This is a genomic window from Microcoleus sp. S1D4 (assembly GCF_036700765.1).
Taxonomy (GTDB): Bacteria; Cyanobacteriota; Cyanobacteriia; order Cyanobacteriales; family Microcoleaceae; genus Microcoleus.
This window is the reverse complement of the sequence record NZ_JAUBPP010000006.1, coordinates 182,538-205,726: the sequence shown is the minus strand read 5'-3', so window position 1 is coordinate 205,726 and position 23,189 is coordinate 182,538. Positions and strand designations below refer to the sequence as shown.

Here is a 23,189-nt window from a genome sequence, read left to right as displayed (position 1 = left end):
TAGTTTTCCAAATACTTTTTTTTAAGAAGTTTTCAGTTTTTAAACCAAAAAAGGGAGAAGCTAAAGATGGCGGGATTAGGTGCAGCCGAAAGATTGGGAATAAAAGCATTTGAAGAAGCGGGACAGGTAGAACTTCGCCCCCACTGGACGCAAGATGATGCGAAAGCAGTAATTCGCGCAGCTTACAGGCAAGTTTTCGGCAACGAGTATTTAATGTCCAGCGAGCGAGTTACCAGCGCTGAATCTCTGCTGATGCAAGGACAGATTTCAGTTAAAGATTTTGTGCGGTCAATTGCTCAGTCCGAAATTTATCGGAAAAAGTTTTTCTACCCGAACTCGCAAACGCGGTTGATCGAACTAAACTACAAACATTTGTTGGGCCGCGCTCCTTACGACGAGTCGGAAATTGCTTTCCACGTTGATTTGTACAATGCCGAAGGCTACGAAGCTGAAATCAATTCTTATATTGACTCCGTTGAATATCAAGAAAATTTTGGCGAAAGTATAGTGCCTTACTATCGCGGTTTCTCGACTCAAAGAAATCAAAAAACCGTCGGTTTTAACCGGATGTTTCAACTGTACCGCGGCTACGCAAATAGCGATCGCTCGCAAAACCAAACCCAAGCGCGGTTAACTTGGGAAGTCGCGAGAAATACGGCATCGCCGATATACACAGCCTCTAGCGGACAATCTCTAGCTGGTGCGGCCGGTGGCGATCGCGGTAAACTCTATCGAGTCACCGCAATGCAAGGTGCGGCTAAGTTTTCGCCCCAAGTGCGGCGGACTACTACCGAATATCTCGTACCTTACGAACAGCTTTCGAGCCGCTTGCAACAAATCAACAAACGTGGCGGCAAAGTGGTAAGTATTACCACAGCTTAAAGTTTGTAAAGACGTTTTTTTGCGAGCGTCAGAAAAAAACTTAGGACTAAGTAAATAGGTAGGACAAATCATACTTGTAGGGGTGGGTTTAGCCAAAATATATGCCAACCGGCAGTTGATTGTGGCAAAACCCGCCCGACTTCTGTGTATCCTACCAATACACATATTAGGCTTAGTCCTAACAATCTCAAGTGCAACGAAGCTTTGCTTTAAATTTTTGTTATTAATTTAGGAGAAAATCTGGTGGCTATTACGACAGCAGCGTCCAGGCTGGGAACATCCGCATTGAGCGATGTGCCGAAGGTAGAATTGCGCCCTAACTACACCAAAGACGACCTGGAAATAGTAATTCGTGCCGTTTACCGTCAGGTGCTGGGCAACGATTATTTGATGAAATCCGAGCGCCTCAAAAGTGCTGAATCTCTCCTGCGAGACGGCAGTTTATCAGTGCGAGAATTTGTGCGCGCAGTGGCAAAATCGGAACTGTACAAAACCAAGTTTTTATACAGCAGCTTTCAAACTAGGACGATCGAACTAAACTACAAACACTTGCTCGGTCGCGCTCCCTACGACGAATCTGAAGTAGTTTACCACTTAGATTTGTACCAAACACAAGGCTACGATGCTGATATCGATTCTTACATCGATTCAGTAGAGTATCAAGAAAACTTCGGCGAAAATATCGTCCCCTACTACCGCGGCTTTAACACGCAGCGCGGGCAAAAAACCGTCGGTTTTACCCGGATGTTCCGCCTGTATCGCGGCTACGCAAACAGCGATACATCTCAACTAGAAGGCAATAACTCTCGCTTAGCAGTTGAACTCGGTACTAACAGCGCTACAGCAGTAGTTGGACCTTCTGGCGGTAACGAAGGTTGGGCATATCGGCCTTCTGCCAGAAACGTAACTCCCGGCACCGGTTTCGGCGGCGGCGCAGCTTACGGCAAAGAAGGGCGGCTTTTCCGCGTGGAAGTTTCGGGAATTCGCACGGGCGGCTATCCCAGCGTGCGCCGCAGCAGCAAAGCGTTTATCGTACCTGTTGATGATTTGTCCTCGCAAATGCAGAAATTTCAACGCATGGGCGCGAAAATCGCCAGCATTACTCCAATTTAGTCAGTTGGCAGTTGGCAGTTGGCAGTTGTTAGTTGTTAGTTGGCAGTTGGCAGTTGGCAGTTATTAGTTGTTAGTTGGCAGTTGTTATTAGTCAACAGTCAACAGCTAACAGTCAACAGTCAACAGTCAACAGTCAACAGTCAACAGTCAACAGCTAACAGTCAACAGTCAACACTCAGAATTACCAATTACCAAGAAGCTTATGTTCGGTCAAATTGTAGCTGGAAAAAGTGGCAATACAGCTTCCGCAGGTCGCTGTTTTCGGTACGAAGTTGTGGGCTTGCGCCAAAGCGATGATACGGAAAATATTGATTATTCGATTCGATCGAGCGGCAGTACATTTATCACCGTGCCGTACAATCGGATGAATCAAGAAATGCAGCGGATTACTCGCATGGGCGGGAAGATTGTAAGCATTCAGCCGCTAAGTGCCATCGCAGAATCGTCCCATGAATCATCGTCTGCAGAATCGTCCCATGAATCATCCTCAGATGATAATTAAGAGCGATTGAAAAGGACGATTAAAAGAGACTGCTGGCGCATCTCAAAAGATTTTTACCTCTCACCACTATTTTTAGTGGTGAGGGACTAAATGTCTAATCGATCGCATACCTAGTTAACTGCCAATAACCAACGGAAATCCTGCCCTCCAGAGTTCAGGGAAAACCCCCGTGAATTCGCCAACAGTCTCTTTCAATCGCCGACTTTGATCGAGGGCTTTTTAACGCGGATTTAAGATAATATATGTCAATCACCAGAACTGATTCGGTAAATCTGCAAGAATCAGTTTAAGTTCCGGTTCATTCACCCGCTTAATTGCTTTCGGAATACTTACCCACTGCCGCTTTCTCTTGCTAGCTTCCGGCCAATTTTCCAGAATAGTTTGCACTGGTAGCAAGAATACTTCTACATGACAAGTATGGCCGGACTTTTGATATTTGTAAGTTCCCAACAAATCCGGCAACACTTTACCCAACAAACCTGCTTCTTCCCAAGCTTCCTTCGCAGCAGAATCTTGCGGAGTCATATCAGGTTCAATTAACCCTTTGGGAATTACCCAGCGCTTACCGGTTGAAGAAGTAATCAGCATGACTTCAATTTTTCCGTCTTGAATGCGGTAGGGAATTACTCCCGATTGCTCTACCAATAAAGCGGTTATACTCATAATTTTGGCAATAGTTGTGGGTGCAAAAGCTGCTGCAACTAGATTAATATAGGACTGAGGCATAGGACTAAAGAAACCGCGTGTTTTACCGAATATCCGGGATACAGCGCGTCTTTTCGTAAAAAAACCCAGTTTCTGACCGCCAGTGCATAAGTCCGCTCTGCTCGCTACCAGGAGGAGTGTGGCAGATATTTAAGTTATTAACTTTTCGTTCCTAAACAATAAAAACTGCACGCCTGATTATAGATAATTCACCATTTTAGACAACCGCACAGTAGAGAACAGACATATTTTGCTTTCCCTCTGTTAAAACTAGCAAATGTAGATGCACTCCAGCTAGAAAATAATATTGTAATACTCGCGCGCAGATAAAAGCCGATCGCCCAAATCAGCCTCTATCCGCGCCAGTATGCGGTTTTCCCTCTAATCTTTCTTCGCCTTAGCCTCCAGATTTTCCATCCGACTCCTCAAATCTTGATTCTCCTTCTTCACCTGGTCTAACTCCTCCCGCAACTGCTTCACCGCTGCATCGGAACCAGCATTTTTCTGCACTCTTTGCACAGCTTCATCAGCCATCATACGGACGCGGCCGTCGGGAGTTTGGTCAGCTAAAGAACGCAAAATCCGAATTGCTTTGCGAGTTTCCATCTGTCCTAAAGCCACTACCACCGATACTTGAGTCAAGAAAAACGTCTCCTTAGATAATTCTGCCAATCGGTGCAAAATTCGTTCTAAATTAAGCTTAGTTTGACCTGTTGAAATTGTCCCCAAAGAGCGAATTGCAGCCAAGCGCAAAGCTTGCGGAGTACCGATGGCTGTATATTTCAAAATTAGATTCAGGGCATCTTCAGAAGTTTTCATTTGCGCCAAACCGGCAATAGCACCCGATCGCACAACCTCATTCCAGCCCTGACGCTCTTTCAAAACCAATTTTAACTCTTTGAGTACCTGTTCGTCCGTCGGTTTTTCGTCGGGATTCGCCCCTGCGATCGAGCCCATAGCACTAGCTGCGGCCGCTTCTACATAATAGCTGTCGTCGCCTTTTTCGACGATCGACCTCAGCGCCTTATAAGTTTCGTGAGTCTTGATTTGGCCCAGCGCATTCACCACAGCGCGGCGAACCCTAGCATCTTTATCTTTCAAACCACTTGCTAAACCTTCAAAAGCTTGGTCTAGTTTAATTTCAACTAACTGAGTAGCTACTTCAGCCCGCACCCCCCAAAACCGATCTTTTTTGAGAACTTCTGACAGCGCTTTCACAGCTTCCAGTCCTCCCTTTTTCGCCAAAGCTTTAGCTGCATAAATCCGGGAAACCGGGTCAGGGTCAAACTGCAACTGAGCTTTTAATTCGGCAACTCCATACTCTAAAACAACGGTTTTTAAGTATTTATTTCCGACATCAAAACTAATAAAAGCAGGCTTCTCTTCTAGGGGGAAATAGAAACTTTGCTCGCGTTCGTGCACTCGAACAGTGAAAGTTTTTATATTAGCAGCACTTCCCTCGTCTGCATCTTTTTCCGGCTTATAACCGAAGCCGATCGGAATTTTTAGGTCGAAGACATCTTTGCTATTACCGTTGTCCTTTTTGCTATCTTTGATCTGAGTTTGTGTGACAGTCACTTTGGCTAATTTGCTGTCGCCGTCCCAGGAATAAGCAACTTTGTAATCTGGATGACCGCCGCGATAAACGTACTGATCGAACAAAAACATTAGATTGCGGCCTGTCGCCTTTTCGATCGCCCTTAGCAAATCGATCGTTTCTACAGTTTTGTGAGCGTTATCCCGCACAAAAGTGTGAATTGCTTTGTAAAATAGTTCGTCGCCTAACTCGGCGCGAATCATGTGATACACGCAAGCGCCTTTTTCGTACAAATGGCGATCGTACAATTCGATCGCTTCGCGGTAAACGTGAGTGACAATCGGGCGGCGGTAACGAAAACTGTCTTCAGCTAAATAATTGCGGGCTTCACCTAACATATAATAAGCCGCATCTTCTTTGCCGTATTCTTTGTCAGTCCACAGCACCTCACAATAGGAAGCCATACCTTCCTTGATCCAAGCATGAGACCAGTGTTTAATTACTACTAAATCGCCGAACCATTGGTGAGCTAATTCGTGAGCAACTAAGCTTTCTGTACCGCGATTGTCGAGGCTAGCGCGTTCGTCTAGCAAGCACCTATCTGTTAGCAAAGTTGTCGAAGTATTTTCCATACCGCCGAAGATGAAATCATCGACGCAGACTTGAGCATATTTAGGAAAAGGGTAAGGATAGCCAAATGCTTTAGAGAAAAACTCAATCATTTGGGGCGTTTTGCCCATGCTACGCTTACCGTCGGCTTCGCGGCCTTTTTCGACGTAATAATTAACTGGTTTGCCGTTCCATTCGTCTTTAATTTCGGCAAAATCTCCGACAGCTAAGGTCATTAAATAAGTTGGGTGGATCTGGGTTTGCGACCAGTGATAAATCTTATCGTCGCCCTCATTTTTTGTGCTAATTAATTCGCCGTTAGATATTGCAAAAAGTTGTTTCGGAACTTGTACTCTAATTTCGGAAGTTGCGAGTTGTCCGGGATAGTCGAAACAGGGAAACCAGAAGCGGGAATCTTCGTCTTCGCCTTGAGTCCAAACTTGTGTTGGTTTGTCGGGATAGTGTTTGTCTGACCCGACAAAATAGAGACCCCGCTGGGGTTTTTCGACCGAGTATTCGATCGCGATTGTAATTGGTTCGTATGCTTTTGTTGCTTCGTGCAGTTGAATTTGCAGCACTTCGCCGTCGCTGTCGAAATTTTGTTCGGTTTCGCCAATTTTGACTGATTTAATGTTCAGGTTTACAGCGTCTAAGGTTAATTTGTCAATACCGCTGCGGACTGGATTGATGCGGATGCTGCAAGTGCCGCGAAAACTTTGTTTGGGAATATCCAGCACTAAATCGAGGAAAATATGCTCTACTTGTCCGGGGCGATCGGGGTTGTAGTGGGGTCTGGCACCGGGCATCTCGAAGGATTTGTGACCGTTTTCAGAATCAAAGTAAGTGTGTGACATTATGATGGCAGAGTTGTGTGTCGATCGGCGATCGCAGGCAGCAGCGAGGAAAGCTAAACTGCCAGCTTATTCTAGAGTAGCGCGTCCCGCTGCTGTTGTCTCTAATCTTATTAAAAACTTGGCTGATAATTGCCTGGATCGAAAATATGAATTGTTTGCTACAATATCAGCAAGGCTAATATCTGCAATCATCAGCCTGAAATTGAAATTGAGAGGGCAATCAGCATGACAGCTACAGTATCAGTTCCCAGTGCGATCGCATCTTTGCTGGGCGACGAAGCCGAAGACTTGCTCACCCATCAAGCAAAAGTTTCTAAAGATTTGTTGCACCTGCCAGGCCCGGATTGGGTCGATCGCATTTTCGCTCAAACCGATCGATCTCCTCAAGTCTTGCGATCGCTCCAGCAACTTTATTCTAGCGGACGCTTGGCGAATACCGGCTATTTATCCATCCTACCAGTAGACCAAGGAATCGAACACTCAGCAGCCGCTTCTTTTGCACCAAATCCCATTTATTTTGACAGCGAAAACATCATCAGACTAGCAATTTCTGCAGGCTGCAACGCTGTCGCCACCACCCTAGGAGTGTTGGGCAGCGTATCTCGTAAATACGCCCACAAAATTCCTTTCATTCTCAAACTAAATCACAACGAACTACTGACTTATCCCAATCAAGCCGACCAAATAATGTTTGCTTCCGTCGAACAAGCTTGGAATTTAGGAGCAGTTGCAGTCGGAGCAACAATTTATTTTGGTTCCCCAGAATCGACGCGACAAATCCAAGAAGTCAGTCAAGCTTTTGCCCAAGCTCACGAATACGGAATGGCAACAATTCTGTGGTGCTACCTCCGCAACGATATCTTCAAACAAGACAAAGATTATCACTTAGCAGCGGATTTAACAGCTCAAGCAAATCACCTAGGAGTGACAATTCAAGCTGACATCATCAAGCAAAAATTGCCCGAATGCAACAACGGCTACGCAGCAGTTGCTAAAGCTAGCGGCCACAGTTACGGCAAAACCGACAAGCGCGTTTATTCCGATTTGACAACGGATCACCCGATCGATCTAACACGCTATCAAGTGCTCAACTGTTATGCGGGAAGAATGGGTTTAATCAACTCCGGCGGTGCTTCGGGAAAAAACGATTTTGCCGAAGCCATTCGCACCGCAGTAATCAACAAACGCGCTGGCGGCTGCGGCTTAATTTCCGGCCGCAAAACTTTTCAGCGTCCCTTTGAAGAAGGCGTAAAATTGTTCCACGCCATTCAAGACGTTTATTTGTCGTCCGAAATTGCGATCGCCTAAACATTCACAGCCTATTAAAATTAGGGTGTGCAGCGCACCCGATGCTATCCGGTTCGTAGTGCAGACCCTTTTTGTTGCGATCGTAGATCGAACACGATAGGATATCAAATTCGGTAGCATCGGAATAATTCAGATATATATTCTCGGACTCTGTGTACTCTGTGTTCTCTGCGGTTAAATCATTCCGATGCAACCGAACACGATATAACAGATAATTTATATAGGATTAATAACCGTAGCAACAATTTGTCAAGATGGTATTAAAATACCCCACAGCCTTGTTTAAAACCAAATCATATCTTCATCAAGCCCCTACAATGCACCGATTTTGTTAAAATAACTTATACTAAATTTACCCAAAAAAATCTAAACTTTGCGATTACTAAGTTGTAAATTGTCAATTTTTATTAAATTGCTCGGATCTTAGAGATTTTGTAAGTATAAAATAGAAGGCATAAATTTTTATTTGTGATTCCCTCTACCTTCTAACTCGCTACCAAAATAATAGCATATCTAAAATACAATGCAACTCTAGGTCAACTCTCAACCACAAGCTTAATCATTAATTCTCAATTCTTCCAACTAAAATCCTATAACCCTAACTGTATCTCTTCAAAAATGAATTTTTGTAATAATGGATTATACCCCCTTTAGCCTCACATTTGTCGATCGCGCCCCCTTATGAGTAATAATCCCGGCAAATTCGGCCTCCGTGCCACCCTCGTCGTTCCTTTCGTAATACAAATTTTTGTAGCGGTTGGGCTAGTGGGCTATCTATCCTTCCGCAACGGACAAAAAGCGGTCAACAATGTTGCCAGCCAGTTGCGGCGTGAAGTGGTAGCCCGCGTCCAACTTCACCTAACAAGCTACTTAGCTAAACCTCATTTAATTGAGCAAATTCACATCAATACAATTCGGCAAAAGTTACTCGACCCCACCAATTTTAAGCAAATAGAAGGCTATTTTTGGCAGCAAAGCCAATCCCTTAATCCTAATATTGGAACCATCGCCTTTGCCAATCCAAAAGGAGAATTTGTAGGCGCTAATAAACCAGAAGGCTACACAGTAATAGCGAACGAAACAACTGGTAACGCCATCCGCAGATATGCAGTTGACAATCAAGGCAATCGCATCAAATTAATTCGAGAAAAACCCAATTATGATGCTCGAACTCGCGATTGGTATAAAGCTGCTGTCCGGGCCGGCGGCCCAACTTGGAGCGCCATAGATACTTCCGCTTTAGGTGACAGGCTAGACCTTTCAGCAGTCTACCCCTTCTACAACAGTACAGGAACACTTCAGGGCGTTTTTCTGACCGATATTTCCCTCGGACAAATTAGCGACTTCCTGCACAGTTTCACTGTTGGCAAATCAGGGAAAATTTTCATCGTCGAACGCAGCGGACTTTTAGTTGCTAGCTCCACAATCAACAAACCTTTTACAGTTGCTGCCAGCGGTAAAACCGAGCGTCTTCACGCCGAAAAAATTAGCGACCATTTAACCCGAAAAACAACTCAATATTTATTCGAGCAATTTGGAAATTTAAATAAAATAAATACCCCTCAGCAGATGGAATTTCTGCTCGACGGCGAGAAACATTTTCTGCAAGCTGCCCCTTTTCGAGATGAATTAGGTATTTTAGATTGGTTAGTTATCGTAGTTGTCCCCGAATCAGACTTTACAGCAGAAATTGATGCCAATAACCAAACTACGATCCTGCTATGTATTGTAACTTTAATTGTGGCAATTATTATCGGTATTTTCACCGCTGCCTGGATTGCGAAACCACTGCTTAAACTTTCTCAAGCATCCGCAGAAATTGCCACGGGAAACTTAGAGCAGCACGTCCCGCTCAGCAGGATAGTTGAAATCGGACAACTAGCACATTCATTCAACAGCATGGCAAGACAACTTCAAGAATCTTTTGCCGCCCTAGCAAAGCAAAATGAAGACTTAAAAGACCTTGATCAACTCAAAAATGAATTCCTTGCCAACACATCTCACGAACTCCGCACACCCCTCAACGGCATCATTGGCATCGCTGAATCCCTGATTGACGGAGCAACCGGAGAACTTCCCCAAAGAACTCAAGCTAACCTCACTTTAATTGTCTCCAGCGGTAGGCGTTTGTCTAATTTAGTCAACGATATTCTTGACTTCTCTAAATTGAGGCACAAAAATTTGGAACTGCAACTCAAACCCGTAGACTTACGAGCAGTAACCAATGTAATTTTGACCATGAGTAAACCCCTAGCTGCGGCTAAAAAATTGCAATTAATCAACTCGATTCCTGCGGAATTTCCCTCCGCCTTAGCCGATGAAGAGCGCCTGCAACAGATTTTGCACAACCTTGTGGGTAATGCGATTAAATTCACTTTGTCAGGAACGGTAACAGTGTCAGCAAAAGTGGTTATCGAGCCTCAGCTATCGGCAGTAAATTTCCCAAAATCACAAACTACAAACTCTCTCTTGGCTGTGACAATTTCTGATACCGGAATTGGCATTGCCGAAAGTCAATTTGAGAGAATTTTTGAATCTTTTGAACAAGCAGAAGGAGCTAGCACCAGAGAATATGGCGGTACAGGATTGGGTTTAGCTGTCACCAAAAAATTGGTTGAATTGCATGGCGGTAAAATTCTGGTTGAGTCTCAACTAGGGGAAGGTTCGCAATTTACATTTACCTTGCCTATTTCCACTGTCGAAACTGAATCCAAGCCGTCTGCTGAGCTTCAAAAAAATCAGATTTACGAGTTAGCAATCCCAATAGTGGTCGAAGAGTTACCGCTGACAATAAATCATGAAAAACAGTTCAAAGTTTTGATTGTTGATGACGAACCCATTAACCGTCAGGTACTCATCAATAACCTTTCCCTGTACAATTACGCCATTACAGAAGCTAGTAACGGACAAGAGGCATTGGCCGTAATGGAAGGCGGTTTTATTCCTGACTTGATTTTGCTAGACTTGATGATGCCGCACATGAACGGTTATGAAGTTTGTCAAAAAATCCGCGAGCAGTTTCCAGCTTATGAACTTCCGATTGTGATGCTGACTGCAAAAAATCAAGTGGCAGATATTGTGGAGGGATTTGAATCGGGAGCTAATGATTATTTATCGAAGCCGATTCAAAAACAAGAAATGCTTTCCCGCATCAGAACGCATATTTCTCTGGCAAAAATAACTTCAGCTTACGGGCGTTTTGTGCCGCGCAATTTTCTCAAATTTTTAGGAAAGGAAAGTATTATTGATGTTCAAATTGGCGACCAAGTACAGCAAGAAATGACGGTAATGTTTTCTGACATTCGCTCATTTACAACTCTGTCAGAAGCGATGACACCTCAAGAAAATTTTCAATTTATTAATTCTTATCTCAGTCAAGTCAGCCCAGTTATTCGGCAGTACCGAGGCTTTATTGATAAATATATTGGCGATGCGATTATGGCGCTGTTTCCTGAGTCAGCTAATGATGCTGTGCAAGCTGCAATTGCGATGCAGAAACAAGTAGCACTGTACAACGAACAGCGGCAACTGGGAGGTGAGGTTCCGATTTTTATAGGTATTGGCTTGCATACAGGCAATTTAATGCTGGGAACCGTTGGCGAATCAGAACGCATGGATACGACGGTGATTGCTGATGCTGTTAATTTGGCCTCTCGTTTGGAAGGCTTAACGAAGCTGTACGGAGTGGGAATTTTGATTAGCGAACATACTCTATCTCGGCTGGAAGGTTTACCAAATTTTAAGTCCCGTTTTCTCGATAGAGTGAGGGTGAAAGGGAAAACTGAATCGGTTGCTGTTTATGAAGTTTATGATGAAGAACTCGGATTGTCTAACCAGTTAAAGACTCAGACTCAGGCAATTTTTGAGGAAGGAATCAGGGCTTACAGTTGTCAAGATTTTGCCCTAGCTCAATCAATATTTGAAGAGATATTAGTTATAAACTATGAGGATAGGGCTGCTCTACTTTACGTAAAACGCTGTCAGCAATATCAACAATATGAAGTGCCGGAAGGATGGGAAGGTGTGGCAGATTTAGATTTTAAGTAATTGCAGTTCCAAAAATGTAATGGAAATGTGAATAAGTCTTGCTACAATGATTAATGTTAGACAAATTTCATAAAGTAGCGCTAGATATTAGCCCCCGCGAGTTCGGCAGGGCTAAGACTTCATCAATAGCACATCTTTACAAAAATGGTATTAGACAAATAATTTTTTATTTGCCTAGCTCCCCGCCGGATGCAGTCGGCCCGTTTTCCTACATAAGATCGACTCTAATTTCTATATAGCCTTTCTGTGCTCTCATAGGAGGTACTATGTGGCATAGGCCAAACCGGGCATAGGGCATACCTCACAATGCTTGATAACCGCTATATTGATCCGATTACTATCAAGCAAATAATAGTTTAGCAGATTTTGCACTTGACAGCGGAGTAGGGCGAAAAATGCCGATGGGAATGGGAATGATGCGCCAGTTGCCTAATTTTTAATTATGCACTTTTCGGCTTAATTTCACTAACTATTTCGTAAATATCTGTGTCGGGAATTTTGGCGAACAAAGGAGTCATCTGCTTCAATATTTCCTGATATGCTTCGCTTTGATTGGCGGTCATCTCTTCTACACTTTCCCAAAAAATGATGGCAATACCTTTGTCTGTATTGGGCAATTGCAGCAGGTACGCTCCCTTAAAACCTGTAGCATATGTGGCAACGGCTTTTTCAAAAAGTTCTTCTGCTTCTTTGAATTTTCCTGGTTTAAATTCGCCAAGGGCAACGTAGGCAAACTGATGTCGGAGAAAGTCTAAAAATTCTGACATATCCTGTTCCTGAATAAATCGCTATACACCAGGTTATATTTTACCCGATCGCCCGAAATTTGTGAATAAGCTGGTGCGCGTCTAGTTTTAACAAATATGTTTCTGGAAACAAGGAGTGGGGCGTTGCTTTGAGCGGTGCCCTAAAAATTTAATCTAAATACCGCAACAGGTTAGTGATTTTTGGAGTGGCGCGCTCATCCCAGCGGCGAATTGATGAGATACTGCACCTAGCTGCGATCGCGCTTTACCCGAAAAAAGCGGTTTTTTGCAATAACCCTATTGAATTTACAAAATTTACCTGCAAAGATTATCAGGTATCAAGACAAATAAAGTAGAGAGGCAACTAAAATAAATGCCAAAAATATTAGTAATTGAAGACAATAACTTTATCCGAGCAACCGTTATAGAACTCTTGCAATTGCACGGTTTTGAAGCTATAGGCGCAGAAAACGGACAAGTCGGTATCCAGTTAGCGATCGCCCAAATTCCCGATTTAATCTTGTCTGATGTGATGATGCCGGAACTCAACGGTTTGGAAGTTTTCGCGATTTTGCGATCGCACCCTGCAACCGCCAGCATTCCGTTTATTTTTATGACGGGTTCAGAAATAGAAAAAGCGATCGAACTCAAAGCCGACGGCTATCTCAAGAAACCTTGCAGCGCCACAGAAATGTTCCGAGCGATCGCAACTCAACTAGAAAAACCGAAAATTACCAACCCAAAACATCAAAAAGTACAGGACAATTCTGGTAAAGAAAATCTCAGCTTGGGCACCCGGAATCAAAAATATCGGCTGGAGATGGCGTCGCTTTGCTCTCAATGACAGGCACTGTAACGTTCTTGATACATAAGTTGAGGGAATTTCAAATTGGTTCCAGCCAGAGGTGACTTAGACTGGGTATGTTGAATTTGGTACAAAAGTCATGAACCCACAATCTAAAGGCCGCCTAGTTTGGAATCACTCTACCCACCTTCCCGGTTTGATACCAATTTTAGAGCGCCTCACCCTAAAAATAGGCATTCAAACTGTTACGCCAGGGGTCATCAACAAAGTTAAAGGACACATCCCCCGCATGACATTAAGAGTGTCAGTACCCATCCGGGGGGGATTTAAAATCATTGCCAGACAGGGCAAAACCGTACAAGAAGTCTTTATATTAACCACTCTCAGTCAAGGGGACTTGGAAGAGACGATCGCCCAAACCCTAGCCAGGTGACAATTTTTTCTTAGCAAGCACTGCGCGAGCTCTAACTGCTAAAGTTTCATCGCTTTGGGCAATTTCCTCAAGTTGGGCCAAAACTTCCGTTAACCAATCCGGTTGAACAGTCGCAGCAACCGCCAAAGCTTGCAAAGCCCCCGCTGCTGCGTAGCGAACCACCCATTCCGGGTCTCGGGACGCTTGCAGCAGGGTTTTTACTGCGCGAATTTGAGCATCTAAAACTTGTTCTGCGGGCATAAGTTCCCAGCAAATCGTCCCCAAACCCCTAGCCGCCGCCCGCCGCACGCTCAAAGCAAAGTCATTCGCCGCAGCATCGAGCAAAATCTCCAAACCCCTGGGATCGCCAATTCCCGCCAAAGCTCGAACAGCCCAAGCCCTCGCTCCGTAATTGTAGCCGTCAAGCTGTTCTAGAAGCGGGAGTACGGCGGGTTCTCCGAGTTGAATCAGCCCGTCAACGGCGGCAACTGCGGCGCCGGGGTTGTTGTAGCCGAGGACTGTAATTAAGGTAGGAATTGCTTCTTTGGAAGGAGCCTCCGCCAGTGCTTTGACTGCGTTTAACAAGCCTTCGGAAGAATCTGCTTGTTCGACTGCGCGAATTAGTTCTAATGCCATTGATTTATATAATTTACAACAGTTTACACAAAATTTTAGAGTGGAGATTTTTGATTTTAAGAATATAGGGCTGATCCACGGATGGCCAGAAACCGGGTTTTTTGCGAAAATTCTTCGCTGTAATCCGCAGATTATGTAAAAAACCCGGTTTCTTTGGTCTTGATGTGTAAGTCCTGGAATATTGCAGATACACTCAAAAACTCTTAAAGTCGCGCTATCATCTCGGTGCGAGAGCCAACGCTGCTGCTGGACTGCTTCAAGGATACCGCGCTGCTTGCCATTGGGCATTTCGCGACCAGCTAGCAATGCTGTTGAAGTTGGAACCGAAAGAGTTGTTGTCGATCGCGATCGGATTACAGGAAGCGGCGTAACTGCTGGCATCGATTTTGGATTGGTGCTTGCCGGCAAGCTCTGCGGCGAGGAAACGGCCAAAATGATTCAGTTACTTTTAGAATACAATCCCACGCCACCTTTTAATGCTGGTTCCCCCGAAAGTGCTGGAGATATTTTAGTTGAGCAAGTGAAGAAATTTGGGGAACAGCTAATATGTGCCTCCCTAGAAGTTACTAAGAAAACAGCGCTCGGATTGGGTATTAACAATTAAGTTAATAGTTACCGGGGTTATTTACAAAAGACTATCCATTAAGTTCATAACTTGGATAGCTTCATCTGACAAAGATAGTGATTCTTGTTGATTGAGGTGATGTTCCAAAACTCCTTTGAGGGCAATCAATTTCATACTATTTTCTGCTAAAGTTTCAGCAATAGCTGGCGCTGAGGGCAAATAGCCGATCGCCCCCAAGTCCATCAAAGCCGATCGCCGCAACTGCAAATTATCCCCATTCAAAGCCCTTACCAAGCGATCTCCGTAAATGCGATCGCCAGTCAACTGATACATCGCCCGCGCCGCAGCGTACTGCACCCGCTCCACAGAATGCTCTAAAAAAGGTGCAATTAGGGGTATAGCTTCTGTCGCTCGCAGCGTGCCCAAAGCTTCAATTACCGAGTCGTAAGGCTGCACCAAGTGCGATTTACCAGCCACTCGCACGGCCCTGGCCACGCCCCCATCTAAGAGTTTCATCAGCGACGGAATGGAATCGATATCGCCCAGCATTTCTAGAGCTTGAGCCGCCGCTTCCCGCACGTAATAATCCGCACATTCCAAACACCGAATCAGCGCCGGTAAGGCTTGTTTGTCGCCCAATTTACCCAGCGCCCGCGCCGCATTTCGCAATAGGGAATAATCGCCAATTTTTGTTTGTTCTGATTCTTCCTGCAAAGCATCAATAAGAGCTGCGATCGCCGCCGGTTCTTTGACTCGAAATCTGCCAACCCACCAAGCAGCGTAATACCGGAGACTGTAGTCTTGGGAGTGCAAATTTGCGATCGCCTGTTCTACTGTTAAAGACTCGCCGTCAGCTACGCCCGCCGGTGAGTCGGATTCGTCATAATTCATAATCGTTAGTTATTAAGAAAACTCGGGGATGATTTCAAAAGACTGTTGGCGAATTACAAAAAAAAGGTAAAACCCAACATTTCACAATCAGGGCAAAAGAACTATAGCAGTTCGTTCATCCGTTGTGTAATTCTTGTAGGGGAAACCCCCATGCGCGGCGATCGCGATCGCGTTACCCAAGGGTAGCTATCCCCTAGGGAATCGTCCTCTTGATGCTGGGGGTAGACAATCTTGGCACTACCCCTACACATACACAAATCCAGCAATTCTTGCTCGATCAAGCATTAGCTGATAAAAAAGGAATGCTTTCTGCTAAGTTGTCCTTAACTTCAATTCCCTGTTTTCTCGCCCAGAACTGGCTCAAAAAGTGAATTTGCCGCAAGCCTACAATTAAATTTAAACCAGGGACAAAAATCCACCAAACTGTTAAGGGTTCTTTGATTCCTTCTTGGCGGTAAAGTTCGTTAACTGTCTTGTAAAGTTTGAACTGCACGATGTAAATCCAAGCAATTCCTACGAAGGAAAACCAACCAAACCATCCGGGAACGTCGGGGTCAAAAATTCGCAAAGCTTGGGGAACGGCTACTCCTAAAACAAAGGGCAGCAAGCAAAGAGTCCCCGACCAACCAGTGCCGTTATAGCGGCGCAATTCTTCTTGGATAATCCATTTATACCAGCCGTAATATAGCAGCAAACTGACTGCAGAAAGCAAAATCACTCGCCACAAGGAGCGGGGTTTTCCTAAAGGTTTGTCGGACATCTTTTGAGGTAAAATATGAATTGCTTTATTGATTGTATTAACATTTGTTAATTATTGCAAAATTGCTTCTCGGATCGATCGCGCGGTTGCAGGGGCCAGCAGAACACCGTTGCGGTAGTGGCCGCTGGCGATCAGAACGCGGCTGTTACCCGGAAGCGTCTCGATAATTGGGGCCGGTCGTTTTTCCGGGCGCGGGCGCAATCCCGACCATTTTCTGAGGATTTCAGCTTCGGCTAAGGCGGGACAAAGTGATATCGCCCTCGCCATCACTTTTTCCAACATATCAGCATTCGCCTGAATTTCCCCGCCGTTTTCGGGAAATTCCACCGTCGCGCCTATCCAAAATTCTTGATTTGCCAAAGGTACAATGTGAACGTCGTCGCAAGTAATTACGGGCCGAAAATCTGGGTTTCCTAACGGATTTTTTAACCGCAAATGCAGCGCTTGTCCCAACACCGGGCGAATGTCAATTAATTGATTTAAGGATGCAGTGACTGTCGCAGAACCTAAGCCAGCGGATATAATTAGTCGATCGAACTCGCCACTAGCAGCAATCGCGGCCCCTTCAACTTCCACTCCAAACTCAAAAATTACGCCATTGCGTTCAGCAGCATCCACCAAAGCCAAAGTTAGCGCCGTCGGATCGACTTGCCGGTCTTGCGGCGAATAAATCCCAGCAATTATGTTATTGTTGACAGATAAGTGAGGATTGCGATCGCGCACTTGTTGCACATCCCAAAGTTCTAATTTCCAACCTTGAGATTCGCGAATTGCTGCTAGTTTTTCCCATTTACTTAAATCCTCTCCCTCCTCACAAAGCATCAAAATTCCCTGTTTGTTAAACGGAATTTTTCGCCCCGTAACTGCTTCTAATTCAGGAATTAAAGTTTCGTAGCGCTGAAGGCTGCTTTCCCTCAACTGCCAATTTCTACCCTTAGTTTTGTGACTGATAACTCCCATCAAAACGCCGAGGGCCGCACCTGTAGAACCCAGTGCCGGCGGTTGTTTGTCGAATACTGTGACTTTGAGTTCGGGGAATTTACTTAGTTCAAAGGCGATCGATGCCCCGATAATACCGCAACCAATAATTGCAACGCGAACCATTCAATTTTAGATTTTAGATTTTAGATTTTAGATTTTAGATTTTAGACTTGAGAATTTATATAATTTTTTCGTAGGGCGCGCACCGCACACCCTACAATAACTGCACGCACCATCTCGGTGTGCAGCGCGCACCTAAAAACTCAAGTAATTAGTCTTGAGGAATTAGCTGCAAGAAATTCTCGAAATGATTCACCGCTGTTTGATAACTAGCGATAACTTTCGCATTGTCATTCGCTTTAGCAGCGCTGTCAATGTTTACCAAATCAGCAAACAAACTCTTTGTCAAATCAACAGCTTGTTGTTGAGATTTGGGTAACAAAGTGGCTGAGACGGCTCTCATGGTGTTACGCAAGTCGCCTAGAGGCCCGTGAATGTAAGTTATGGTATCAATCCAATTTCTGTTTTGAATTAGGTTCCCTAGGTTATCCATGCGCGATCGGAATTCTGTCAGGGTAGGAGCATAGCGCTGAATTTGCTGGATCTGGGCTGCTGTGTAAGTCGTCGGAACTTTGGCTTCGACACTGCTGCAACTAACCAGAAATGCCATCATAAACGCCATCATCAAGGCAAAAAATGAACGGGGACGAGTCATATCGATTTTTGATTTTTGATTTGTGATTTCTCGTTGCCGGCGGGCACGGGGACACCGACCCTAGGCACCGAGAGTTAGGTACAAAATATTATTTTACCTCCTGACGTCGCAGAAAAGTTATCAGAGCTTCGCCAACTTTTTCCGACCAATGTTCTTGGGGATAATGCCCCGCTTGTTCTAGTGTGACTAACTCGGCATTTTTCATGGAACTGACTAATTTTTGAGCGGGTTCAACACTCAACCAAGGATCGGTCAAACCCCACACAAATAAAGTTGGGCGCGTCCATCCTTGCAAGCCGGATTCAATTTCTGCCATTGACTGCGGTAATTGAATGTTGCGGACTGTATTCATTAGCGATCGCCCCGCATCCGAACTCTTCAAAAACGGGCGGCGGTAAACATCTAAATCGCTGTCTGATATGATTTTGCGACAACCGCCTTCGAGGGTTCTGTCTACCAAAAGCGGGTCTTGCGTCATCATGTCGCCAATAAAAGGCAGTCCCAACTGCTGCATTTTCCAAGGCAATTTGATATCGGCGGAAACTGGTGTATTTACGATCGCTAAACGTTCTATTTTATCTGGATTTTGCAAAGCGTATTGAATGCCCGCCGAAGCTAAAAATCCTTGGACTACGAGGGAAAATCGGTCTATTTCTAAAGTTTGAATAAAGCCAGCCAGGGCGGTTACAAAAGCATCTGGAGTGTAAGCAAAGTCGCGTTTGTCCGGTTTGGTCGATCGCCCGTAGCCCACCCAGTCCGGCGCTAGCGCTCGAAATCCCCCAGCAGCCAAATCCGGCATGATTGCAGTCCAGGTAAAGCTTTGGGACGGCAAACCGTGCAGCAGCAGCACCGGCGGCTTATCACTTTCGTTAACCGGATTTGTTTCCCGATAAAACCATTTTAGCGGGCCTACTTCAACTGTTTTCTCATCTATTGACATTATTTTACTGATTATTTATCAAAGAATAAGGCGGGTATTCCCCGCCCTACTTACCTAATAGTTGGGTGTGTACAAAGCACATCTAAATCAATTGTGTAATTCTTGTAGGGAGTCTTGGCCCCGTGGTTGCCCTCCTGGCGTTGGAGGTAGGCACGGGGACAGTACCCTACATATTTGTACAAATGATTTAGACGCGCTCTAGAGTACCTTACCCAAATAATTAAAGTCCCGCTTAGAAATTCATTTCAGCAGCTTGAACTTTTTCGACCTGTTTCTTCTTGAGAACCAGCATGATTTGAGCCAGCATGGTTATAGCCACAAAAGCCATCAATCCTTTAACTCGACCTGCACTTTGCAGCACAATTTCCACATCTTTTTGACCGAAGCCGCCCACATTAGGATTGTTCGTCAAAAGTTCGCCGGCTGCCACTGTTTGTCCTTCGGTAACAATCAGTTCTGGGCCAGCAGGAATTGTATCAACAACCGCTGCACCTTCTGCTGGTTGGATTGTCACTTCATAACCACCATCTTCAGGTGTGGTGATTTTAGAAATACTGCCAGCTACCGAAGCATTATAAACAGTATTGTTGCTCTTAGCGCCTGTAGGATAAACCTGACCGCGACCGCGGTTGCCGCCGACATAAATTAGGTATTTGCCGTAGTGAACGGACTTGTCAGTTGCGGGATTTGGCGACAAAACTGGGAATACCAATTCTTTGTATTGTTCACCTGGCAGCGGGCCCACTAAAATAATATTTTCTTGGGTTTCGCTGTAAGGTTGGAAGTAAAGATCGCCGACTTTTTCCTTCATTTCTTCGGGAATTCTGTCAGCGGGAGCAATCTTGAAACCTTCGGGCAACATCACAACTGCGCCTACGTTCAAGCCGCCTTTGCTGCCGTCACCGACAACTTGCTGCACGTTAGCATCGTAGGGAATTTTGACAATAGCTTCAAAAACTGTGTCAGGCAAAACAGATTGCGGTACTTCAACTTCTGTCGGTTTTGCACCTAGGTGACAGTTAGCGCAAACAATGCGACCGGTGGCTTCACGGGGAGTAGCGGGTGCTGTTTGCTGGGCCCAGAAAGGATAAGCAAATGCTGCTTGAGGAAGTGCGATGTCGCTGGTGAGAAAAAATCCGGCGGCGACGATCGCAATTAAAGCAGTTTTGGCGATCGTCTCGACACTGCGGCGAACTATCGCAGATAAATTAGTTTGTGGCATTAGAGTATTCAATCTCAAAGGTCAGACAATGCGTGAATTTTAGATTTTGAATTTTGAATTTTGGATTTGGGATTATTAGACTGTTTTAGGGATGAAATTATCTTTGATTTTCACCGCTGACCCCAATCTAAAATCTAAAATCTAAAATCCAAAATTGTTTAAGACCACCAAGGTTCTTCGCCGGTGCGGAAATCAGTTTCTTTCCAAGTGGTAAAAGCAATCTTGTCATCTGCGACAGTGGCGTGGGCCAGGGCCAGAGACAAAGGCGCGGGGCCGCGTACCACTTTGCCCTCACTGTTGTATTGAGAACCGTGGCAAGGACAGATAAACTTGTTTTCGCTAACATTCCAAGGCACGACGCAACCCAAGTGAGTGCAGACTGCATTGATGCCGTAATCGGCCAGAGATAAGTCTTCTTCCACCACCAGATAAGTGGGGTCGCCTTTGAGGCCTTGGGCCAAGGTACGATCGCCCGCTGGGTGGGAAGCCAAATATTCGCTAACGATGATGTCGTTACCCAAGGCGTCTTTAGCCGTGACACCGCCACCGGCAGCCCCACTCGACGGAGGAACAAAATATTGGACAACGGGATAGAGTGCGCCCAGTGCCACACCTGTGACTGTACCGAACGTCAACAAATTCATAAATTGGCGACGCCCCATATCGGGGACATCGGGATTTCCAGCAGAAGATTGAGCCATGACCTGCCTTTACGGTTTTAAGTTACGTTTGTTTGTTAGGGAATTTGTACGTGCAGATAACTGGCGTAGTCGCAGCCAATCTGCTCGCACCAACTTCAGGCAGCGAAAATTCCTTTGAATAATGCGCCTTCCAGCCTTTATTAGAGTATTATTACATTTTTTGAACTTTGTCTTTTATTGTTTAAGAGATTCACTCAGGAGCAACCATGACGGGCAAGGATTTACACCAGCTACTCCTAGAAAAATGGGGAAAGTCTTACGATATCAGATTGCGGCGGACGCGGGGCAAGATTTTTGTGCAGGTGATGTGGAAATATTTGGAACAAGCGTCTTTTCCGATGACGGAGGCTGATTATTTCGAGCATTTGGACGCGGTGGCGAATTACCTCAACGGCTGGGGCAGCACGGCACAGGTGAGAGAATACATTGTGACTACTCGCGATCGCCCGCGCTTGGGCAAAGCTGTCAGCATCCCCCTGGATTTGGGCGAAAGAGCCTCGGAGTGGTTGCTTGACGAGTTTTGAGTCCGTTGTCCGTTGTCAGTTGACTGTTGTCAGTCATATCAAATCCAGTTACAGGGAGCATTTCATTTTTATTTTTGTCGCAAAGCATTTTTTGGGTAGTGCTGTCTCCGCTCCGAAATATTATACAGTTCGCTCGCGGATCCCACGGCGTTAAAGCAAAACACAGATGCTGCGAGTTAAATCCGAACCATCTTTCAGCGCGATCGCTTCTAGAGCTCGCCAGCCTCGGCTTTTTTGGCGATCCGGGTTTCTAGCCGACCAAAATCATCCGAACCATTTTCTGTCAACACTTTCACATACAATGAACCTCAGATATCTTGTGAAATTTAGGAGAATGTTGTAATGGGTGTTGCAGTTGGAATGGTTGAAGTCTTAGGATTTCCCGCCGCCGTAGAAGTTGCAGACTCAATGGTGAAAGCAGCCCGAGTTACTTTAGTTCGCTATGAAAAGATAACCCGCGCCTACTGGACAATTATAGTTCGAGGAGATATTTCTGAAGTGCAAGCAGCCGTTGCTGCTGGAATTGAATCAGTTAAAAAGGTCGATGGCGGAAAGTTGCTTTCCTATCACATAATTGCTCGTCCCCACGAGAATCTCGATTATATTTTGCCGATCGGCTACACACCTGAAGTCGAACAGTTCCGAATGTAGACAAAGTTTTGACAAAACTTTGGTGTGGAGTTTTAACTTTTAGTAATTATAGAGGCGCGGGCGATCGCATCTCTATATTTTTTTAATGGCGAGTCGATCGCATTTATGAGCGAGAAATATTTTCAGTACAACCCGCCCCCAGCCCAACAAACCAGAAACTTTCGAGCCCTCACCGCCCCAAAAGCTTCACAAAACCAACACCGCCAAAATACAAAGCCAGCACCGCACCTCCCAAAAGACTTTGCGTTAAAGGATCCGTAGAAGGTGTTAACACCGCTCCCAAAATAGCCGCTCCCAACACTACATAGCGCCAGCCCGATAGCATTTGCTTGGACGAAACAATATTCAAAACGCCCAGCAATACTAAAACGATCGGGATTTGAAAAGCTAAGCCGGTGCTGAACATTAACAAGAGCACAAATTTAAAGTATTTGTCGATCGACCACAACTGCTCTACAACATCCGCCCCGTAGCTAACAAAAAAGTTGAGCGCCGCCGGAATCAGAGCAATATAAGCAAATACTAACCCGCCCAAAAATAAGAAACTCGATCCTAAAAACACGGGCCCTAGCAACCGACGTTCTTTGCGAGTCAAGCCGGGGAGTACAAACAGCGCTATCTGGTAAAAAATAAACGGACTTGCAATTAGCAAACCGCTATATCCCGCCACTTCGATAGAAACAAAGAAATATTCGCCGGGAGCTAGTTGCAAAAACTTGACTGGCCCGGCGGGTACTTCTAGCAATTGTACGATCGGTTTAACTGTTAAAAAGCAACCAACTACAGCGACTGCTACGGCAATTAGCGAGTAGAAAAGTCGCTGCCGCAATTCTTCTAAATGGTCGAATAAAGACATTTCAACTTCGTCAGGAAGTTCGTCTAAAAATTCGTTTTCTAGGTTGCGGGAACCCAGAAAACTGTCGGCGATTAGTGCAATGTTATTTTCCGGGATAACTGCTTTGTCTTCTAAGTTACTGACACCCTCGAAATCATCGGCGATGGATGCAATGCTATTTTTAGCTCTAACTTTTTTATCTTCTAAGTTACTGACATCCACTAAATCATCGGCGATGAGTGCAATGC

22 protein-coding genes and 1 pseudogene are annotated in these 23,189 nt (G+C 45.1%); 10 read left to right on the top strand and 13 right to left on the bottom strand.

The window, feature by feature from the left end:
* Positions 1 to 66: 66 nt before the first annotated feature.
* The 3 genes from QT998_RS09220 (at position 67) to QT998_RS09210 (ending at position 2,497) form a co-directional block, all read left to right on the top strand.
* Positions 67 to 882 carry a phycobilisome linker polypeptide gene (locus QT998_RS09220; RefSeq protein ID WP_194066803.1) on the top strand — a complete coding sequence of 272 codons (816 nt, stop codon included), beginning with the start codon at positions 67 to 69 and terminating at the stop codon, positions 880 to 882.
* Positions 883 to 1,125: 243 nt separating this feature from the next.
* The gene (locus QT998_RS09215; protein WP_194066802.1) at positions 1,126 to 1,995 is read left to right on the top strand and encodes a phycobilisome rod-core linker polypeptide; all 870 of its coding nucleotides are present in this window, start codon (positions 1,126 to 1,128) and stop codon (positions 1,993 to 1,995) included.
* A gap of 202 nt (positions 1,996 to 2,197) precedes the next feature.
* Positions 2,198 to 2,497 (top strand): phycobilisome linker polypeptide, encoded by a 300-nt coding sequence (locus QT998_RS09210; RefSeq protein WP_194066801.1) that lies wholly within the window; start codon positions 2,198 to 2,200, stop codon positions 2,495 to 2,497.
* 249 nt (positions 2,498 to 2,746) lie between these two features.
* On the opposite strand, the gene QT998_RS09205 is transcribed toward QT998_RS09210, so the two are convergent.
* Positions 2,747 to 3,223 carry an NUDIX hydrolase gene (locus QT998_RS09205; protein ID WP_228049859.1) on the bottom strand — a complete coding sequence of 159 codons (477 nt, stop codon included), beginning with the start codon at positions 3,221 to 3,223 and terminating at the stop codon, positions 2,747 to 2,749.
* A gap of 360 nt (positions 3,224 to 3,583) precedes the next feature.
* On the bottom strand, positions 3,584 to 6,202 hold the full coding sequence (locus QT998_RS09200) for a M1 family metallopeptidase (RefSeq protein WP_333113919.1): 2,619 nt from the start codon (positions 6,200 to 6,202) through the stop codon (positions 3,584 to 3,586).
* Positions 6,203 to 6,427: 225 nt separating this feature from the next.
* Here QT998_RS09200 and QT998_RS09195 point away from each other — a divergent pair, with 225 nt between their 5' ends.
* Both QT998_RS09195 and QT998_RS09190 read left to right on the top strand, forming a co-directional pair.
* Positions 6,428 to 7,510 carry a class I fructose-bisphosphate aldolase gene (locus tag QT998_RS09195; protein WP_194009326.1) on the top strand — a complete coding sequence of 361 codons (1,083 nt, stop codon included), beginning with the start codon at positions 6,428 to 6,430 and terminating at the stop codon, positions 7,508 to 7,510.
* Positions 7,511 to 8,191: 681 nt separating this feature from the next.
* Complete coding sequence (locus QT998_RS09190; RefSeq protein ID WP_333113917.1) at positions 8,192 to 11,557, top strand: response regulator; 3,366 nt, start codon at positions 8,192 to 8,194, stop codon at positions 11,555 to 11,557.
* 440 nt (positions 11,558 to 11,997) lie between these two features.
* On the opposite strand, the gene QT998_RS09185 is transcribed toward QT998_RS09190, so the two are convergent.
* Complete coding sequence (locus QT998_RS09185) at positions 11,998 to 12,324, bottom strand: antibiotic biosynthesis monooxygenase (RefSeq protein WP_194066796.1); 327 nt, start codon at positions 12,322 to 12,324, stop codon at positions 11,998 to 12,000.
* A 352-nt stretch (positions 12,325 to 12,676) separates the two neighbouring features.
* Here QT998_RS09185 and QT998_RS09180 point away from each other — a divergent pair, with 352 nt between their 5' ends.
* Together QT998_RS09180 and QT998_RS09175 are read left to right on the top strand one after the other, a co-directional pair.
* Positions 12,677 to 13,147 (top strand): response regulator, encoded by a 471-nt coding sequence (locus tag QT998_RS09180; protein WP_333088045.1) that lies wholly within the window; start codon positions 12,677 to 12,679, stop codon positions 13,145 to 13,147.
* A gap of 100 nt (positions 13,148 to 13,247) precedes the next feature.
* On the top strand, positions 13,248 to 13,541 hold the full coding sequence (locus QT998_RS09175) for a DUF2103 domain-containing protein (protein WP_194009322.1): 294 nt from the start codon (positions 13,248 to 13,250) through the stop codon (positions 13,539 to 13,541).
* Here QT998_RS09175 and QT998_RS09170 read toward each other — a convergent pair.
* On the bottom strand, positions 13,530 to 14,156 hold the full coding sequence (locus tag QT998_RS09170; RefSeq protein ID WP_333088043.1) for a HEAT repeat domain-containing protein: 627 nt from the start codon (positions 14,154 to 14,156) through the stop codon (positions 13,530 to 13,532). The genes QT998_RS09175 and QT998_RS09170 overlap by 12 nt on opposite strands.
* Positions 14,157 to 14,430: 274 nt before the next feature.
* Here QT998_RS09170 and QT998_RS09165 point away from each other — a divergent pair, with 274 nt between their 5' ends.
* Positions 14,431 to 14,760, top strand: a complete 330-nt coding sequence (locus QT998_RS09165) for a hypothetical protein (RefSeq protein WP_333113915.1) — start codon at positions 14,431 to 14,433, stop codon at positions 14,758 to 14,760.
* A 21-nt stretch (positions 14,761 to 14,781) separates the two neighbouring features.
* Here QT998_RS09165 and QT998_RS09160 read toward each other — a convergent pair whose 3' ends face one another.
* The 8 genes and pseudogenes from QT998_RS09160 to petC all read right to left on the bottom strand — a co-directional run bounded on the left by QT998_RS09160 (position 14,782) and on the right by petC (position 20,931).
* A complete protein-coding gene (locus QT998_RS09160) occupies positions 14,782 to 15,612 on the bottom strand; it encodes a HEAT repeat domain-containing protein (protein WP_333113913.1) in 831 nt (276 codons plus the stop codon).
* A 101-nt stretch (positions 15,613 to 15,713) separates the two neighbouring features.
* The gene (locus QT998_RS09155) at positions 15,714 to 15,863 is read right to left on the bottom strand and encodes a hypothetical protein (RefSeq protein WP_333088040.1); all 150 of its coding nucleotides are present in this window, start codon (positions 15,861 to 15,863) and stop codon (positions 15,714 to 15,716) included.
* Positions 15,864 to 15,889: 26 nt separating this feature from the next.
* Positions 15,890 to 16,372 carry a hypothetical protein gene (locus QT998_RS09150; RefSeq protein ID WP_333088039.1) on the bottom strand — a complete coding sequence of 161 codons (483 nt, stop codon included), beginning with the start codon at positions 16,370 to 16,372 and terminating at the stop codon, positions 15,890 to 15,892.
* A 51-nt stretch (positions 16,373 to 16,423) separates the two neighbouring features.
* Complete coding sequence (locus QT998_RS09145) at positions 16,424 to 17,476, bottom strand: NAD(P)/FAD-dependent oxidoreductase (RefSeq protein WP_333113911.1); 1,053 nt, start codon at positions 17,474 to 17,476, stop codon at positions 16,424 to 16,426.
* A gap of 148 nt (positions 17,477 to 17,624) precedes the next feature.
* Positions 17,625 to 18,098: pseudogene (gene psbQ, locus QT998_RS09140) on the bottom strand (photosystem II protein PsbQ); the annotation flags it as partial.
* Positions 18,099 to 18,156: 58 nt separating this feature from the next.
* Positions 18,157 to 19,008: an alpha/beta fold hydrolase gene (locus QT998_RS09135; RefSeq protein WP_333113909.1), complete on the bottom strand. Its 852-nt coding sequence runs from the start codon at positions 19,006 to 19,008 to the stop codon at positions 18,157 to 18,159.
* Between the two features lie 232 nt (positions 19,009 to 19,240).
* Positions 19,241 to 20,230 carry a cytochrome f gene (gene petA / locus QT998_RS09130; RefSeq protein ID WP_333088029.1) on the bottom strand — a complete coding sequence of 330 codons (990 nt, stop codon included), beginning with the start codon at positions 20,228 to 20,230 and terminating at the stop codon, positions 19,241 to 19,243.
* 158 nt (positions 20,231 to 20,388) lie between these two features.
* Positions 20,389 to 20,931, bottom strand: coding sequence for a cytochrome b6-f complex iron-sulfur subunit (gene petC / locus QT998_RS09125; RefSeq protein ID WP_333088026.1), 543 nt, complete (start codon positions 20,929 to 20,931; stop codon positions 20,389 to 20,391).
* A 206-nt stretch (positions 20,932 to 21,137) separates the two neighbouring features.
* Between petC and QT998_RS09120 the strand changes: the two genes are divergently transcribed.
* Together QT998_RS09120 and QT998_RS09115 are read left to right on the top strand one after the other, a co-directional pair.
* Positions 21,138 to 21,455 (top strand): DUF3067 family protein, encoded by a 318-nt coding sequence (locus tag QT998_RS09120; protein WP_194009313.1) that lies wholly within the window; start codon positions 21,138 to 21,140, stop codon positions 21,453 to 21,455.
* A 342-nt stretch (positions 21,456 to 21,797) separates the two neighbouring features.
* Positions 21,798 to 22,106 (top strand): carbon dioxide-concentrating mechanism protein CcmK, encoded by a 309-nt coding sequence (locus tag QT998_RS09115; protein ID WP_106149684.1) that lies wholly within the window; start codon positions 21,798 to 21,800, stop codon positions 22,104 to 22,106.
* A gap of 169 nt (positions 22,107 to 22,275) precedes the next feature.
* Here QT998_RS09115 and tatC read toward each other — a convergent pair whose 3' ends face one another.
* Positions 22,276 to 23,043: a twin-arginine translocase subunit TatC gene (gene tatC / locus QT998_RS09110; RefSeq protein WP_333088407.1), complete on the bottom strand. Its 768-nt coding sequence runs from the start codon at positions 23,041 to 23,043 to the stop codon at positions 22,276 to 22,278.
* Between the last annotated feature and the right edge of the window lie 146 nt (positions 23,044 to 23,189).

Bases quoted from the DNA above. Each gene is read 5' to 3' on its own strand.
- QT998_RS09220 (WP_194066803.1), top strand. From the start codon at position 67: ATGGCGGGATTAGGTGCAGCCGAAAGATTGGGAATAAAAGCATTTGAA.
- QT998_RS09210 (WP_194066801.1), top strand. From the start codon at position 2,198: ATGTTCGGTCAAATTGTAGCTGGAAAAAGTGGCAATACAGCTTCCGCA.
- QT998_RS09205 (WP_228049859.1), bottom strand. From the start codon at position 3,223: ATGCCTCAGTCCTATATTAATCTAGTTGCAGCAGCTTTTGCACCCACA.
- QT998_RS09200 (WP_333113919.1), bottom strand. From the start codon at position 6,202: ATGTCACACACTTACTTTGATTCTGAAAACGGTCACAAATCCTTCGAG.
- QT998_RS09195 (WP_194009326.1), top strand. From the start codon at position 6,428: ATGACAGCTACAGTATCAGTTCCCAGTGCGATCGCATCTTTGCTGGGC.
- QT998_RS09190 (WP_333113917.1), top strand. From the start codon at position 8,192: ATGAGTAATAATCCCGGCAAATTCGGCCTCCGTGCCACCCTCGTCGTT.
- QT998_RS09185 (WP_194066796.1), bottom strand. From the start codon at position 12,324: ATGTCAGAATTTTTAGACTTTCTCCGACATCAGTTTGCCTACGTTGCC.
- QT998_RS09180 (WP_333088045.1), top strand. From the start codon at position 12,677: ATGCCAAAAATATTAGTAATTGAAGACAATAACTTTATCCGAGCAACC.
- QT998_RS09175 (WP_194009322.1), top strand. From the start codon at position 13,248: ATGAACCCACAATCTAAAGGCCGCCTAGTTTGGAATCACTCTACCCAC.
- QT998_RS09170 (WP_333088043.1), bottom strand. From the start codon at position 14,156: ATGGCATTAGAACTAATTCGCGCAGTCGAACAAGCAGATTCTTCCGAA.
- QT998_RS09160 (WP_333113913.1), bottom strand. From the start codon at position 15,612: ATGAATTATGACGAATCCGACTCACCGGCGGGCGTAGCTGACGGCGAG.
- QT998_RS09155 (WP_333088040.1), bottom strand. From the start codon at position 15,863: ATGTGTAGGGGTAGTGCCAAGATTGTCTACCCCCAGCATCAAGAGGAC.
- QT998_RS09150 (WP_333088039.1), bottom strand. From the start codon at position 16,372: ATGTCCGACAAACCTTTAGGAAAACCCCGCTCCTTGTGGCGAGTGATT.
- QT998_RS09145 (WP_333113911.1), bottom strand. From the start codon at position 17,476: ATGGTTCGCGTTGCAATTATTGGTTGCGGTATTATCGGGGCATCGATC.
- QT998_RS09135 (WP_333113909.1), bottom strand. From the start codon at position 19,008: ATGTCAATAGATGAGAAAACAGTTGAAGTAGGCCCGCTAAAATGGTTT.
- petA (WP_333088029.1), bottom strand. From the start codon at position 20,230: ATGCCACAAACTAATTTATCTGCGATAGTTCGCCGCAGTGTCGAGACG.
- petC (WP_333088026.1), bottom strand. From the start codon at position 20,931: ATGGCTCAATCTTCTGCTGGAAATCCCGATGTCCCCGATATGGGGCGT.
- QT998_RS09120 (WP_194009313.1), top strand. From the start codon at position 21,138: ATGACGGGCAAGGATTTACACCAGCTACTCCTAGAAAAATGGGGAAAG.
- QT998_RS09115 (WP_106149684.1), top strand. From the start codon at position 21,798: ATGGGTGTTGCAGTTGGAATGGTTGAAGTCTTAGGATTTCCCGCCGCC.